This window comes from Marinobacterium sp. MBR-109, assembly GCF_040547565.1.
GTDB lineage: Bacteria > Pseudomonadota > Gammaproteobacteria > Pseudomonadales > Balneatricaceae > Marinobacterium.
Genome location: NZ_JBEPPZ010000001.1, coordinates 351,646 through 365,989 on the forward strand (window position 1 = coordinate 351,646; position 14,344 = coordinate 365,989).

The 14,344-nt window shown below is 59.8% G+C and carries 15 protein-coding genes; all 15 read left to right on the forward strand.

Going from position 1 to position 14,344, the window contains the following annotated elements; all coding sequences use genetic code 11:
* The first annotated feature begins 106 nt into the window (after positions 1–106).
* The 15 genes from aroQ to ABIE60_RS01765 all read left to right on the forward strand — a co-directional run bounded on the left by aroQ (position 107) and on the right by ABIE60_RS01765 (position 14,322).
* A complete protein-coding gene (gene aroQ / locus ABIE60_RS01695) occupies positions 107–550 on the forward strand; it encodes a type II 3-dehydroquinate dehydratase (RefSeq protein WP_354467233.1) in 444 nt (147 codons plus the stop codon).
* Positions 551–609: 59 nt separating this feature from the next.
* Positions 610–1,062, forward strand: coding sequence for an acetyl-CoA carboxylase biotin carboxyl carrier protein (gene accB / locus ABIE60_RS01700; RefSeq protein WP_354467234.1), 453 nt, complete (start codon positions 610–612; stop codon positions 1,060–1,062).
* Positions 1,063–1,084: 22 nt separating this feature from the next.
* Complete coding sequence (gene accC / locus ABIE60_RS01705) at positions 1,085–2,425, forward strand: acetyl-CoA carboxylase biotin carboxylase subunit (RefSeq protein WP_354467236.1); 1,341 nt, start codon at positions 1,085–1,087, stop codon at positions 2,423–2,425.
* A gap of 174 nt (positions 2,426–2,599) precedes the next feature.
* On the forward strand, positions 2,600–3,505 hold the full coding sequence (prmA, locus tag ABIE60_RS01710; RefSeq protein ID WP_354467238.1) for a 50S ribosomal protein L11 methyltransferase: 906 nt from the start codon (positions 2,600–2,602) through the stop codon (positions 3,503–3,505).
* Between the two features lie 3 nt (positions 3,506–3,508).
* Positions 3,509–4,417 carry a DUF3426 domain-containing protein gene (locus ABIE60_RS01715; protein ID WP_354467240.1) on the forward strand — a complete coding sequence of 303 codons (909 nt, stop codon included), beginning with the start codon at positions 3,509–3,511 and terminating at the stop codon, positions 4,415–4,417.
* Positions 4,418–4,556: 139 nt separating this feature from the next.
* Positions 4,557–5,534 (forward strand): tRNA dihydrouridine synthase DusB, encoded by a 978-nt coding sequence (gene dusB, locus ABIE60_RS01720; protein WP_354467242.1) that lies wholly within the window; start codon positions 4,557–4,559, stop codon positions 5,532–5,534.
* Positions 5,535–5,559: 25 nt separating this feature from the next.
* On the forward strand, positions 5,560–5,841 hold the full coding sequence (gene fis / locus ABIE60_RS01725; RefSeq protein WP_091825326.1) for a DNA-binding transcriptional regulator Fis: 282 nt from the start codon (positions 5,560–5,562) through the stop codon (positions 5,839–5,841).
* 30 nt (positions 5,842–5,871) lie between these two features.
* Positions 5,872–7,455 carry a bifunctional phosphoribosylaminoimidazolecarboxamide formyltransferase/IMP cyclohydrolase gene (purH, locus tag ABIE60_RS01730; RefSeq protein ID WP_354467244.1) on the forward strand — a complete coding sequence of 528 codons (1,584 nt, stop codon included), beginning with the start codon at positions 5,872–5,874 and terminating at the stop codon, positions 7,453–7,455.
* A gap of 16 nt (positions 7,456–7,471) precedes the next feature.
* Entirely contained in the window at positions 7,472–8,758 is a 1,287-nt protein-coding gene (gene purD / locus ABIE60_RS01735) for a phosphoribosylamine--glycine ligase (RefSeq protein ID WP_354467246.1), read from the forward strand.
* A gap of 66 nt (positions 8,759–8,824) precedes the next feature.
* The gene (locus ABIE60_RS01740; RefSeq protein ID WP_354467248.1) at positions 8,825–9,439 is read left to right on the forward strand and encodes a LysE family transporter; all 615 of its coding nucleotides are present in this window, start codon (positions 8,825–8,827) and stop codon (positions 9,437–9,439) included.
* Positions 9,440–9,457: 18 nt separating this feature from the next.
* On the forward strand, positions 9,458–9,844 hold the full coding sequence (locus ABIE60_RS01745; RefSeq protein WP_354467250.1) for a hypothetical protein: 387 nt from the start codon (positions 9,458–9,460) through the stop codon (positions 9,842–9,844).
* Positions 9,845–10,082: 238 nt separating this feature from the next.
* Positions 10,083–11,150: a Leu/Phe/Val dehydrogenase gene (locus tag ABIE60_RS01750; RefSeq protein WP_354467252.1), complete on the forward strand. Its 1,068-nt coding sequence runs from the start codon at positions 10,083–10,085 to the stop codon at positions 11,148–11,150.
* Positions 11,143–12,231: a pyruvate dehydrogenase (acetyl-transferring) E1 component subunit alpha gene (gene pdhA / locus ABIE60_RS01755; RefSeq protein WP_354467253.1), complete on the forward strand. Its 1,089-nt coding sequence runs from the start codon at positions 11,143–11,145 to the stop codon at positions 12,229–12,231. Before ABIE60_RS01750 ends, pdhA begins: the two co-directional genes overlap by 8 nt.
* A complete protein-coding gene (locus tag ABIE60_RS01760; RefSeq protein WP_354467255.1) occupies positions 12,224–13,210 on the forward strand; it encodes an alpha-ketoacid dehydrogenase subunit beta in 987 nt (328 codons plus the stop codon). The genes pdhA and ABIE60_RS01760 overlap by 8 nt, the downstream gene beginning before the upstream one ends.
* Complete coding sequence (locus ABIE60_RS01765) at positions 13,210–14,322, forward strand: dihydrolipoamide acetyltransferase family protein (protein WP_354467257.1); 1,113 nt, start codon at positions 13,210–13,212, stop codon at positions 14,320–14,322. The genes ABIE60_RS01760 and ABIE60_RS01765 overlap by 1 nt, the downstream gene beginning before the upstream one ends.
* The last annotated feature ends 22 nt before the right edge of the window (positions 14,323–14,344 follow it).

Sequence of the window (14,344 nt, forward strand, 5' to 3'; positions counted from 1 at the left end):
AACAGACGAAAATCCGACGGCCAGCATAGACAGCCATTTAACTTTCATGCACACTAGTCGACCTTGGTTTTAACCCATGGCAACTGAGTTTCGGCGGGGCAACTGCATGGCACATATTCTGGTTCTGAATGGTCCAAACCTGAATTTGCTCGGCACCCGAGAACCCGGTATCTACGGCTCCACCACCCTTGCCGATATCGAGGCATCGCTTGTCACTCAGGCCAAAGCACTGGGGCACTCAGCCGAGTGCTTCCAGAGCAATGCCGAAGCCGCCCTGATCGATCGTATTCATCAGGCACCGGCACAAGGCACCGGTTTCATTATTATCAATCCGGCCGCCTTTACCCACACCAGTGTCGCACTGCGTGATGCCCTGCTGGGCGTCGGCATACCCTTTATTGAAGTGCATCTGTCCAACGTGCACGCCCGTGAGCCATTCCGCCAGCATTCCTACCTGTCCGACAAGGCGGTAGGCGTCATCTGCGGCCTTGGCGCTGAAGGCTATGGTTTTGCCCTTGAAGCGGCGCATACCCGTTTGCAACAGAGCTGAACCACAACGGACAGATTCGTACCCATTAACAACATTGAATTCAGAGAAGCCGTCAAAGCATGGATATTCGCAAAGTTAAGAAACTGATCGAGTTGCTGGAAGAGTCCAACATCAACGAAATCGAGATCAAGGAAGGCGAAGAGTCTGTCCGTATCAGCCGTGGCGGCAGCCAGGTTATCGCGGCCCCCGCCCAATATGCAGCACAGGCCCCCGTTGCCGCACCTGCACCCGCAGTAGCCGCTCCGGCTGCCGAAGCTCCGGCCGAGGCCGCCCCCATGGGCCATGCCGTGCGCTCTCCGATGGTCGGTACCTTCTATCGTTCTCCCTCCCCCACCTCCGGACCCTTCGTTGAAGTAGGCCAGAGCGTGAAGGCAGGTGATGTTATCTGCATCGTTGAGGCGATGAAGATGATGAACCAGATCGAAGCGGACAAGTCCGGCGTAATCGAAAGCATTTTGGCCGAAGATGGCCAGCCGGTCGAATTCGACCAGCCGCTGATCACTATCGCCTGATTGCTGACCAAGGATTTTCACTATGCTGGATAAAGTGCTGATTGCAAACCGTGGTGAGATTGCACTGCGCATCCTCCGCGCCTGCAAGGAGCTGGGCATCAAAACCGTTGCCGTCCATTCGGTTGCTGACCGTGACCTGATGCATGTGCGCCTCGCCGACGAAGCTGTGTGCATCGGCCCTGCCCCCTCCTCCCAGAGCTACCTCAACATTCCGGCGATCATCAGTGCCGCCGAGGTTACCGACTCTGTCGCGATTCACCCCGGCTACGGCTTTCTGGCCGAAAATGCGGATTTTGCCGAGCAGGTAGAGCGTTCAGGCTTTACCTTCATTGGCCCGCGCGCCGATACCATTCGCCTGATGGGCGACAAGGTATCCGCCATCAGTGCGATGAAGTTGGCGGGTGTACCGACAGTACCGGGATCTGATGGCCCCCTGCCTGACGATGCCGAAACCGTCTACAAAATCGCCCGTCGCATCGGCTATCCGGTGATCATCAAGGCTGCAGCCGGTGGCGGTGGTCGCGGCATGCGCGTGGTGCATACCGAAGCGCATCTAGGTAACGCGGTACAGGTGACCAAGTCCGAGGCCAAGGCGGCTTTCGGTGATGAAACCGTGTACATGGAAAAATTCCTCGAAAAGCCGCGCCATGTTGAAGTACAGGTACTGGCCGATGGTCAGGGCAATGCCATCCATCTGTACGACCGCGACTGCTCCATGCAGCGCCGTCACCAGAAGGTGGTCGAGGAAGCGCCGGCACCGATGATTGATGAAGCCGCACGCGCCAAGGTTCTCAAGGCCTGCGTCGATGCCTGTATCGAGATCGGCTACCGTGGCGCCGGTACCTTCGAATTCCTGTATGAAGATGGTGAGTTCTTCTTTATCGAGATGAACACCCGCGTCCAGGTAGAGCACCCGGTTACCGAAATGGTGACCGGTGTCGATATCGTCAAGGAGCAGTTGCGCATTGCTGCCGGACTTCCGCTGTCCTACAAGCAGGAAGATATCAAGCTGCGCGGTCACTCCATTGAGTGTCGTCTTAACGCGGAAGACCCGAAAACCTTCATGCCAAGCCCCGGCAAGGTGACCCACTTCCATGCAGCAGGCGGCAACGGCGTTCGCGTTGACTCACACCTGTACAGTGGTTACAGCGTACCGCCTCATTACGATTCGCTGATCGCCAAGTTGATCACCTTCGCGGATGACCGCGAAACAGCACTGGCGCGCATGAAGAGTGCACTTGACGAGACGTTGATCGAAGGGATCAAGACCAACATCCCGTTGCATCAGGATATTGTTCGCGATACCAACTTCGCCCGTGGCGGCGTGAATATCCACTACCTTGAGAAAAAGCTCGGTCTCTGAGCCTTTCTCGACAACAGCCGGCCAGATCCGGCTGTTGTCACTCCCCCCTCTTTTTGCCTGATACTGCCAACCGCTCGCCAGACACCTTCGACGTGCGCTGGATCAGCGATCCCCGGATTTTACCCGTCGCAGTTTTAGGACATACTATTGATAACAAACAGATGGAGTCTCTGCATGCCCTGGCTACAGATTAAAGTTGCCACTTCTCCCGAGCAGGCCGAAACCTACGAGGATCTGCTGCTGGCAGCCGGCTGCGCAGCCGTCACCTATCAGGACGCCGCCGACCAACCGATTTTTGAGCCTGATCTGGGGACCACGCCGCTGTGGAGCCACACCATCGTTACCGGCCTGTTCGCCGCAGAGCACGACTTGCGTGAAACACTGCACCTTTTGGCCGACGCTCAGCAGGGGGCCTTTTCCGGCACCGATGCACTGCCTGAATTCAGGGCCGAAATTCTGGAGGACAAGGACTGGGAGCGAGAGTGGATGGATCACTACCACCCGATGCAGTTCGGTCAGCGCCTTTGGGTATGCCCCAGTTGGCGGGAAGCACCCGAGCCTGATGCCGTCAACCTGATGCTCGACCCCGGTCTTGCTTTCGGTACCGGCACGCACCCGACGACCGCGCTGTGCCTTGAATGGCTGGATGGGCAGGAGCTGAACGGAGCGCAGGTGATCGACTACGGCTGCGGCAGCGGCATTCTTGGCATAGCCGCCCTGTTGCTCGGCGCGCGCCATGTCATGGCCGTGGATATCGACCCCCAGGCCCTGACCGCCACCGCTGACAATCTGGCACGCAACCAGTTGCCGACCGAGCGGCTCAATGCCTATCTGCCACTGAATGCCCCCAAACTGCAGGCGGACGTTCTGGTGGCCAACATCCTGGCCGGCCCTCTGTGTGAACTTGCCCCAACGCTTGCCGAGCGCGTTCGTCCGGGTGGACGCATCCTGCTGTCTGGCCTGTTGTCGCAGCAGGCAGATGAGCTAATATCCACCTACCGTCAGTGGTTTGAAATGGATGCACCGGGTGAGCGCGAGGGCTGGATCCGCCTCAGTGGCACCCGTAAGCAGGAGAGCTGATCTTTGATCATAACGCGCTGCCCCAACTGTCATGCCCGCTTTCGCGTGACCGAAGGCCAGCTCAAGCTGGCCGAGGGGCAGGTGCGTTGTGGTGCCTGCCTGAAGGTTTTCAACGCCCCTGAGCACGAAGTCAGCTCGTTCAAGCCTGAACAGGACAGTCCCGTCCATGAAAAACCTGAGACACCGGTTGAGTCTGTAGCCCATCCTGCCAGCAGCGAGCCTTCAACCCGGCCACCCAGCAGAACAGATCTGGACACAGCACCCGCTTCGACCGACACACCAGCGGCAGCAGCTGATCCTGCCGAGGCACCAGCCCCGGCTCCGGCCGGTATCGATGCAAATCAGTCTCAGGCAGAAAGCACGGCAGCCGTACCGCTGATAGCGGAACCGCTGCAGCTGGCCAAAGTCGATGATGAACGCAATCCGATTACCTCCGCCTTCCTACTGCTGGGCATTCTGCTGACACTGGCTGTATTGCTGTCGCAACTGCTCTGGTTTGAACGTGCACGCCTGGCTCGGCACTCACAACTGCAGGGCGTCTATTCCATGCTGTGTAACCAGATCAACTGCGATCTCGACAGCGCCGGTGCCCTCAGCCAGATCCGCAACCACAGCCTGCACGTTCAGCCTCATCCGCGCTTCGCCGATGCGCTTAAAGTCTCCATTGTGCTCGAAAATACGGCCCCCTTTCCCCAGCCATGGCCAGCTCTCCAGCTGCGTTTTACGGATTTGAAAGGACGCGAAGTGGCACAGCGCACGTTTCAACCAGACGAGTACCTCGACACCCGCAGCCTGTCCACTGAACAGATGATGCCTGGCCAGCCGATGCAGATCGAGCTGGAGCTTGCATCACCTGGCCGCCGGGGTGTCAGTTACGAACTTTCCCTGCAGGCCCCGACTCACGACTCCTGAAAACAGATCATTTTTTCATCAGAAACGGTTGGACGCGGCAGGCCGAAGGAGTATCATTGGCCGCCTTCCGAAAGTGAGCCCCGGTTTGCTGCAACTGCAGCAAACGTGAGTTTCCTTTACCTTTCTGACAGGACGCAGCATGTTCAGGATCGGCCCATACAGCATTGACAGTCGGGTGATTCTGGCCCCCATGGCCGGGGTGACGGACCGCCCGTTCCGGCAGCTGTGTCGCCGCCTGGGTGCCGGACTAGCCGTGTCCGAAATGGTCACATCCGACAGTCGTCTCTGGCACACTCGCAAATCCAGCCTGCGTCTTGATCACACGGGTGAAGCCGAGCCGCGTTCTGTTCAGATTGCCGGTGGTGATCCCGACATGTTGGCTGAGGCTGCTCGTCTGAATGTCACGAACGGTGCTCAGATCATCGACATCAACATGGGTTGCCCCGCCAAAAAGGTGTGCAACAAGGCTGCAGGCTCTGCCCTGTTACGGGACGAGTCACTGGTACAGGATATTCTGCAGGCAGTTACTGCAGCCGTAGACGTACCGGTTACGCTCAAGATCCGCACAGGCTGGTGCCCCGACACCCGCAACGCGATTCGCATTGCCCGCCTTGCCGAGCAATCCGGCATTGCGGCACTGGCCATTCACGGTCGTACTCGGGCCGATGGCTATCGCGGCGAGGCCGAGTACAACACCATCACCCGGGTACGTGACGAAATCAGTATCCCGTTGTTTGCCAACGGTGATATCGACTCGCCACACAAGGCCCGGCAGGTACTGGAACTGACCGGTGCTGATGCAGTGATGATTGGCCGTGCGGCACAGGGTCGCCCCTGGCTGCCCGGCCAGATTGATCATTTTCTGCGCACAGGCATGGAACGCCCTGACCCATCTGCCCGAGAGCAAGAGCAGATTTTGACCGAGCACCTGCGAGCACTGTATGCATTCTACGGCGACTATCTGGGCGTCAGAATCGCGCGCAAGCATGTGGGCTGGTATCTGCAGACTGCAGAGGGCAGCCGGGACTTTCGGCAAGATTTCAATCAACTAGAAACAGCACATGATCAGGTGAGTGCCGTGGCCGCTTTTTTTGCGTCCCGGCTGGCAGCCGCCTGATCCCTGGATTGGGTACAGAAGTACAGTGGATACCAAAGACTTGAAACAGACTAAACCCGGCACACAGACGCAGATCCCCCAACAGACCCTGCGTGACACCGTGCACCAGTCACTGACCAGCTACTTCAAACAGCTGGACGGCCAGCCTGTTACCGATGTCTATCAGATGGTTCTGTCCGAAATCGAGGCACCGCTGTTCGAGAGCGTGATGGCCTACACCAAGGACAATCAGACCAAGGCGTCAGAGGTACTGGGCCTCAACCGTGGCACACTGCGCAAGAAGCTCAAGCAGTACGGTCTGCTGTAACTGAATTCATTTCGAACTGGAACGCTTACCATGTCTGAACAGAACACCAAAGCCGTCCGTCGCGCCCTGATCAGCGTGTCCGACAAGACCGGCATCGTCGACTTTGCTCGTGCACTCAACGCCGAAGGCGTCGAGATCCTGTCCACCGGCGGCACCTACAAGCTGCTGTGCGACAACAATATTCCGGCGGTTGAAGTCTCCGATTACACCGGCTTCCCTGAAATGATGGATGGCCGTGTCAAGACCCTGCATCCGAAGGTACATGGAGGCATCCTGGGCCGTCGCGGCACCGATGATGCGATCATGAACGAGCACGGCATCCAGCCGATCGACATGGTAGTGGTTAACCTCTACCCGTTCGCCGCGACCATCGCGCGCCCGGATTGCGACCTGCCGATGGCGATCGAGAACATCGATATCGGCGGCCCGACCATGGTGCGTTCCGCTGCCAAGAACCACAAGGATGTTGCCATCGTCGTCAATGCATCCGACTACGACAGCATCATCGCCGAGCTGAAATCTGACGGCGGTCTCGGCTTCAAAACCCGCTTCGATCTGGCCGTAAAGGCGTTTGAACACACCGCTGCCTACGACGGCATGATCGCCAACTACCTGGGCGCCATCGTCGAAGGCGATGAGGAGATGCCGGCCGACTTCCCGCGCACCTTCAACACCCAGTTCATCAAGGCACAGGACATGCGCTACGGCGAGAACCCGCACCAGCGTGCGGCCTTCTACGTTGAAGCCAACCCCGGTGAAGCCAGCGTGGCAACCGCCCGCCAGCTGCAGGGCAAGGAGCTGTCGTTCAACAACGTGGCCGACACCGATGCAGCACTGGAATGTGTCAAGCCGTTCCAGGAACCGGCCTGCGTTATCGTCAAGCACGCCAACCCCTGTGGCGTGGCCGTTGGCAACGATATTCTGGAAGCCTACAACCGTGCCTTCCAGACTGACCCCACTTCAGCCTTTGGTGGCATCATTGCGTTCAACCGCGAGCTGGATGGCAAGACGGCCCAGGCAATCGTTGACCGCCAGTTTGTGGAAGTGATCATCGCCCCGAGCGTGTCACAGGAGGCCTCTGACATTGTCGCCGCCAAACCCAACGTGCGCCTGCTCGAATGCGGCCAGTGGGAGCGCAAGCGCGCCCACAGCTTCGACTACAAACGCGTCAACGGTGGCCTGCTGGTACAGGACCGCGATCTGGGCATGATCGATGCTTCCCAGCTGAAGATCGTCACCCAGCGCCAGCCCACCGAACAGGAGATCCGTGACCTGCTGTTCTGCTGGGAAGTGGCCAAGTACGTCAAATCCAACGCCATCGTCTACGCCAAGAACGGCCAGACCATTGGCATTGGCGCCGGTCAGATGAGTCGCGTCTATTCTGCCAAAATCGCCGGCATCAAGGCCGCTGACGAAGGTCTGGAAGTGCCGGGGTCCGTCATGGCGTCTGATGCGTTCTTCCCGTTCCGTGACGGCATCGATGCCGCTGCAGCGGCGGGTATCACTGCAGTGATCCAGCCCGGCGGCTCCATGCGCGATCAGGAAGTGATCGACGCTGCCGACGAGCACGGCCTGGCAATGGTATTCACCGGCATGCGTCACTTCCGTCACTAAACAAGGGGAATCGAACATGAATATTCTGGTTATCGGTTCCGGCGGTCGCGAGCACGCACTGGCCTGGACCGCGGCTAAAGACACTGCAGTCGAGCGCGTGTTTGTCGCGCCCGGCAACGCCGGTACGGCCATTGAGCCCAAGCTGGAGAATGTGGATATCGACGTGATGCAGATCGATGCACTGGTCAACTTTGCCCGCGACAACGCGGTAGCGCTGACTATCGTCGGTCCTGAGGCACCACTGGTAGCCGGCATCGTTGATCGTTTCCGCGCAGCAGGCCTGGCGATCTTCGGTCCGACCGCCGGTGCGGCTCAGCTCGAAGGCTCCAAGGCATTCACCAAGGACTTCCTGGCCCGTCATGAGATTCCGACGGCGGAGTATCAAAACTTCACCGAGATCGAGCCTGCGCTGGCCTATGTGCGCGAGAAAGGTGCCCCGATCGTGGTCAAGGCCGACGGTCTGGCCGCCGGCAAGGGCGTCATCGTCGCAATGACCCTGCAGGAAGCGGAAGACGCCATTCGTGACATGCTGGCCGGCAACGCCTTTGGTGATGCGGGCAGCCGCGTGGTAGTCGAAGAGTTCCTCGATGGAGAGGAAGCCTCCTACATTGTCATGGTCGATGGCGACAACGTGCTGCCGATGGCCACCAGCCAGGACCACAAACGTGTGGGCGATGGTGACACCGGTCTCAACACCGGCGGCATGGGTGCCTACTCGCCGGCACCGGTGGTGACCGCCGAGATCGACCAGCGTGTGATGGACGAAGTGATCATGCCTACGGTCAACGGCATGAAAGCGGAAGGCAACGAGTACACCGGTTTTCTCTACGCCGGTCTGATGATTATGGCCGACGGCACCCCAAAAGTGATCGAGTACAACTGCCGTTTCGGTGATCCCGAGACTCAGCCGATCATGCTGCGCCTGAAGTCGTCGCTGGTGGAGCTGTGCCAGGCGGCACTGGACCGGAAACTGGATCAGACCAGTGCCGAGTGGGATGAGCGCAAGTCCGTTGGTGTTGTCATGGCGGCCGGTGGCTACCCGGGTGACTACGGCAAGGGCGATGTGATCAGCCTGCCGGACAGCTGCCCGGAAGGCAGTAAGATCTTCCACGCCGGTACCCAGCTGGATGACAAGGGTCACGTCGTGACCGCCGGTGGCCGTGTACTCTGCGTCACGGCACTGGGCGACAGCGTGACCGAAGCGCAGCAGCGGGCCTATGAGCTGCTCAAGCAGGTCAGCTGGAAGGATGCCTACTTCCGTACTGATATTGCCTATCGCGCGATTGCACGCGAAAACGCCTGATTTTTCACGTCAATGTTTCAACAGCCGCCTTCGGGCGGCTGTTTGCGTTGCAGAGGTCTTATAACGATGAGTACAGAGATCTGGATTGCACTGTTGGGCACGGCTCTGCTGATCAGCCTGTCTCCCGGTGCCAGTGCCGCCACTGCCATGGGTGCAGGTCTGACCTATGGTGTCCGTGGCGCCTGCTGGAGTACGCTTGGGCTTGTCAGCGGCTATGGCGTACAGATTCTGGTGGTCTCTCTTGGGCTCGGCAGCCTGATCGCCACCTCCCCTGAACTGTTTGCCATCATCAAATGGATCGGTGTCGTTTATCTTATCTGGCTTGGTATCCGCCTCTGGAGACAGCACACATCGGGCGAGGTAGAGTCGCTTGCGTTTGCACCGCGCCACAGCCGCTTCCTGCAGGCACTGCTGGTCAACATTACCAACCCAAAAGGTCTGGTGTTTCTGCTCGCGCTGATCCCCCAGTTCATTGATCCCGCCCGGCCGCAGCTGCCCCAGCTCATCACCATCAGTGCTACACTGATGGCAGCCGAAGCCTGCGTCATGACCGGATACAGTGGCCTGGCCTCGGGCCTGCGGCAGCAGTTCGCTCATCCCATGGCCATGATCTGGCAGCACCGGCTGGCGGGCAGTGCGCTGATCGCCGCTGGTCTGGCGCTTTCGGTGGCCACACTCTGATCTATTGGAACGACCGGCATGACAGGATGGCAACGCACACTGACTGGATTAAGCCTGCTGGCCCTGCTCACGGGATGCAGCCAGATGCAGCGGCATGCCCCCCCTGATCAGAGTGGCTACTGCCTGCGGGCAGGACAGGACCAGGCTTTCGACTGCTCAGCACCTGCACTGGAGATCAATCAGGTGCGCGATCCTTTGCAACCCCGTAGCCGGTTTACGGATGAAGAGCTGTTCTCACTGCTGTCCGAGGTCAAGCGCTGGTTGGAGCGCGAGCGGCTGATCGCGGCCGGTGAACCCGTCCCCCCCCACCTGCAGCCAAAAGAACCACCAGCCCCCCCGCCTGAACCGGTCTCGCCTCCCGATTCGCCCCTCTGGCCGCGTGTACTGGAAGCCCTTTCGCGCTGATTCTTCGCAGTGCAACATGGATCGTATTCATCCTCGCCGATCGCTTTGTGACCGGGCCTGCAGTCGTCTTTGTGCATCTGCACATGCTGCATTTGAATGCGCTAAATCACTGATCCTCAAGCTGTACTTTGCCCAGAGCTGTGCTATCCAGAATGTAAGGGGATGGTGCTGTCCACAAGACTCGACACCCTCCATTCACATACGTTTTCCCTGACGCCCCAGTGCGGAGGACCCCGTCATGTTGAAGCAGATGGAAAACGCCGGACTGACCGATCTGCACTTCGGCCTGGATCCGGCTACCGGATTGAAAGCGATCATTGCCATTCACTCAACCGCTCGTGGCCCGGCCATTGGCGGCTGCCGTTTTATCCACTATGCTCGAGAACAGGAGGCGGTGACCGATGCCCTGCGACTGGCCCGTGGCATGAGTTACAAGGCGGCACTGGCCGGCCTGCCCCATGGTGGTGGCAAGGCCGTGATCATCAGGCCCGAAGTCGAGTTTGACCGGGTTGCACTCATGCAGGCATTTGGCCGTATGGTCGACCAGCTGGGGGGCCGCTACATCACCGCTATGGACAGCGGCACCGAAGTCAGCGATATGGATGCCATCGAAACCACCACCCGCTTTGTCAGCTGTACCAGCGCCAGTGGCGACCCCTCCCCGCATACGGCGTTGGGAATATTTGAGGGGATCAAGGCCGCTGTCCTGCATCAGCTTGGCAAGGACAATCTCGCCGGTCTCAGTGTTGCCATACAGGGCCTTGGCCATGTGGGCCACGCACTGGCACAGCGGCTGCACAATGCCGGCGCTCAGCTGTATGTCGCCGATATCGATCCGGAACGAACCGGGCGTTGCGTGCAGGAGTTTAACGCGCGCGCCGTGGATGCCGAGGAGATCTATGATACCGGCGCTGACATTTTCAGCCCCTGTGGTCTCGGTGCCACACTCAACAGCGACACCATCCCGCGCCTCAACTGTCGCATTGTTGCCGGCAGTGCCAACAATCAGCTGGCAACCGATCAAGATGGCAACCGTCTGCGCCAGCGCGGCATTCTGTATGCACCGGATTATGTGCTCAACGCCGGAGGCCTGATCCATGTTGCCATGCACCATGCCGGCCACAGTCCTGCTGAACGGGACGACAAGATCAGAGAGATAGCCTCTACACTCACCCATCTGTTTGAAGAAGCCGACCGTACCGGTCAGTCAGTACACCATGTAGCCGACCTGCATGCCGAATCCCTGCTGCAGGCAGCCAAAGAGGCGCAGATCAAGCGCCAGCGTCAGGAGGTGCAGCATGCATGAAACACGCTATCGTGGCGAAATCCACCTGACCCGCTATCTGGCGCCGGATGGTCAGCCACTGGGCGAAATGCCCGACTGGGCACAGGGTACAGACCCCTGGTGCCACTATTACCGCCAGATGGTGCTGGCTCGGCAGTTTGATGCCAAGGCGATCAGCCTGCAGCGTACCGGCCAGCTGGGCACATACGCCTCGCTGCTGGGCGGTGAGGCGATTGATGTGGTCTGTGGTGCACTGATGCAGCCAGATGATGTGCTGGTGCCCTACTACCGCAATCACATCCTGCAGATGATGCGCGGCGTCCCCATGCAGGATGTGTTGCTGTACTGGGGTGGTGACGAACGCGGCAGCGCTTCACCGGCCATGCGCAAGGACCTGCCCAACGCGGTCCCCATCGCCACCCAGTGCCTGCACGCCTGTGGCGTGGCCACGGCTCTCAAGCTGCGTCAGCAACCTCAGGCGGTGCTTACCATGATCGGCGATGGTGGCACCTCCAAGGGCGACTTCCTGGAAGCGATCAACGTCGCCGGCGCCTGGCAGTTGCCGGTGGTCTTCGTGATCAACAACAACCAGTGGGCCATCTCGGTGCCCCGTGCCAAACAGTGTATCGCACCGACCCTTGCCCAGAAGGCGATCGGTGCCGGTATCCGCGGCGAGCAGGTGGACGGCAACGATGCCATTGCCCTGCACGAAGTGGTCGGTCAGGCACTGGCACGTGCGCGCAATGGGAAAGGCCCGACGCTGGTTGAAGCGATCAGCTATCGTCTGTCCGACCACACCACCGCCGATGACGCTACCCGTTACCGCTCGGCGGAAGAATTGAAACAGGCCTGGGCGCGAGACCCGTTGCCACGCCTGCGTACCTGGCTGCACAGCCAGAGTCTGTGGGACGAGCAGCAGGAGCAGAGCTGGCAGGAAGAAGCCAAGGGGCTGATCAGCAAGGCGGTGGATGCCTACCTGGCCATGCCACCACAGGCAATTGATGATCTGTTTGACTATCTCTATGCCGAATGCCCGTCGGGGCTGCAACGGCAGAAAGAGGATATGCGTCTAAAGCGGCAGGGAGGAGAGGATCATGAGTGACAATGCCATTACCCTGCTGGATGCCGTCAATCTGGCACTGGCGCGCGCCATGGAAGATGACCCCAACGTGATTCTGCTGGGCGAGGATATCGGCACCAATGGCGGTGTCTTCCGCGCCACCGCAGGCTTGCAGGATCGCTTCGGCGAACGTCGAGTGATTGATACCCCACTGGCCGAAACCATGATTGCTGGTCTCAGTGTCGGCCTGGCCACACAGGGCATGCGCCCCGTTGCCGAAATCCAGTTCATGGGGTTCATCTTCCCCACTTTTGAGCATCTGATCGGTCATGCGGCGCGCATGCGCCATCGCACCCGCGGACGGCTGGCCTGCCCAATGGTGTTGCGGGCACCGTTCGGCGGTGGCATTCATGCCCCCGAACATCATTCGGAAAGTACCGAAGCACTGCTGGCCCATATCCCGGGGCTGAGGGTCGTAATTCCCTCCTCCCCGGCGCGTGCATATGGCCTGTTGCTGGCCGCGATTCGCTGTGACGATCCGGTGGTCTTTCTGGAGCCGAAGCGGATCTATCGCGCCAGCAAAACGCTGGTGGAAGACAACGGGCAGGCGCTGCCGCTGGATACCTGCTTTACCCTGCGTGAAGGTGAGGACATTACCCTGATCAGCTGGGGGGCCACCGTCACGGAAACACTCGCCGCCGCCAGTCAGTTGGCCGAGGAAGGTGTCAGCTGTGAAGTGATCGATGTCGCGACCCTGAACCCGATCGACCATGACACCCTGATCGCATCGGTCAGTAAAACCGGGCGTTGCGTCATCGTACACGAGGCACCGCGGCATGGCGGCCTGGGCGGTGAAATTGCCGCCACCCTGGCCGAACAGGTGCTGCTGTCGCTCAAGGCACCGCCCCGTCGCGTCACCGGTTATGACACCGTGATGCCCTATTATCGAAACGAACAACTCTACCTGCCCACCACGGCCGATATTGTTCAGGCCGTGCAGGAAACCCTGGAGTACGCCTGATGAAATATTTCAAGCTGCCCGATCTGGGCGAGGGTCTGCCCGAAGCTGAAATCGTGGAATGGCATGTCCGAGAAGGCGACAGCATCAAAGTTGACCAGATCATGGTCTCGGTGGAAACCGCGAAGGCGATCATTGAAGTGCCTTCGCCCCAGGATGGCGTGATTGCGCACCTGTTTGGTGCAGAAGGGGACACCATTCATACGGGTGAGCCGCTGGTGGAGTTTGCCGATGAGGATGACAGCGACAGCGGTACCGTGGTGGGCGAACTGAGCCGACATCAGGGCGGTGACAGCCAACGCGAAGAGTTCATTATCGGGGCCGCACCCAGCAGTCGCCAGGCGGCATCCGCCCGAGTGACACCGGCTGTACGCGCCTTGGCTCAACGCTTGAATGTCTCGCTGGATACGCTGCGCGGCAGCGGTTCCCAAGGCGCTGTCACGGCACAGGATGTGGAGCATGCCGCCAGCCTCGATCGTTCATTGGGCGCCCCCGAGGCACTGCGCGGTGTACGCAAGCAGATGGCACGTACCATGGCGCAGTCCCATGCTGAAGTGGTACCGGTCTCGTTGTGTGAGGATGCCGACATCGATCACTTGCCTGCCGGTACCGACATTACCATGCGACTGGTTCAGGCCATCGCGGCTGCCTGCAAGGCCGTTCCCGAGCTGAATGTCTGGTTTGATGGCCATCAGCTGGCACGGCGGGTACATCAGAAAATCGATCTCGGCGTGGCCGTGGATACCGAGCAGGGACTGTTCGTACCGGTCCTGCGTGATATCGGCAACCGGCCTGTCGAAGACCTTCGCGAAGGGTTGAACCGGCTGCGTGCCGATGTCAAATCCCGCTCCATTCCACCGGCCGAAATGCAGGGTGCCACCATCACCCTGAGTAACTTTGGCACCCTGGCCGGACGCTATGCCAGCCCGGTTGTGGTCCCCCCTCAGGTGGCGATTGTGGGCGCGGGTGTGATTCGATCAGAGCCGGTTGCCGTTGATGATCAGGTCGTCGTACACAAAGTGATGCCCCTGTCACTGACATTCGACCATCGAGCTGCCACCGGTGGTGAAGCGGCGCGATTTATGCAGGCGCTGATTATGTCGCTGCAGGCCTGAGCCGTTTGTCGCGATGCAACGT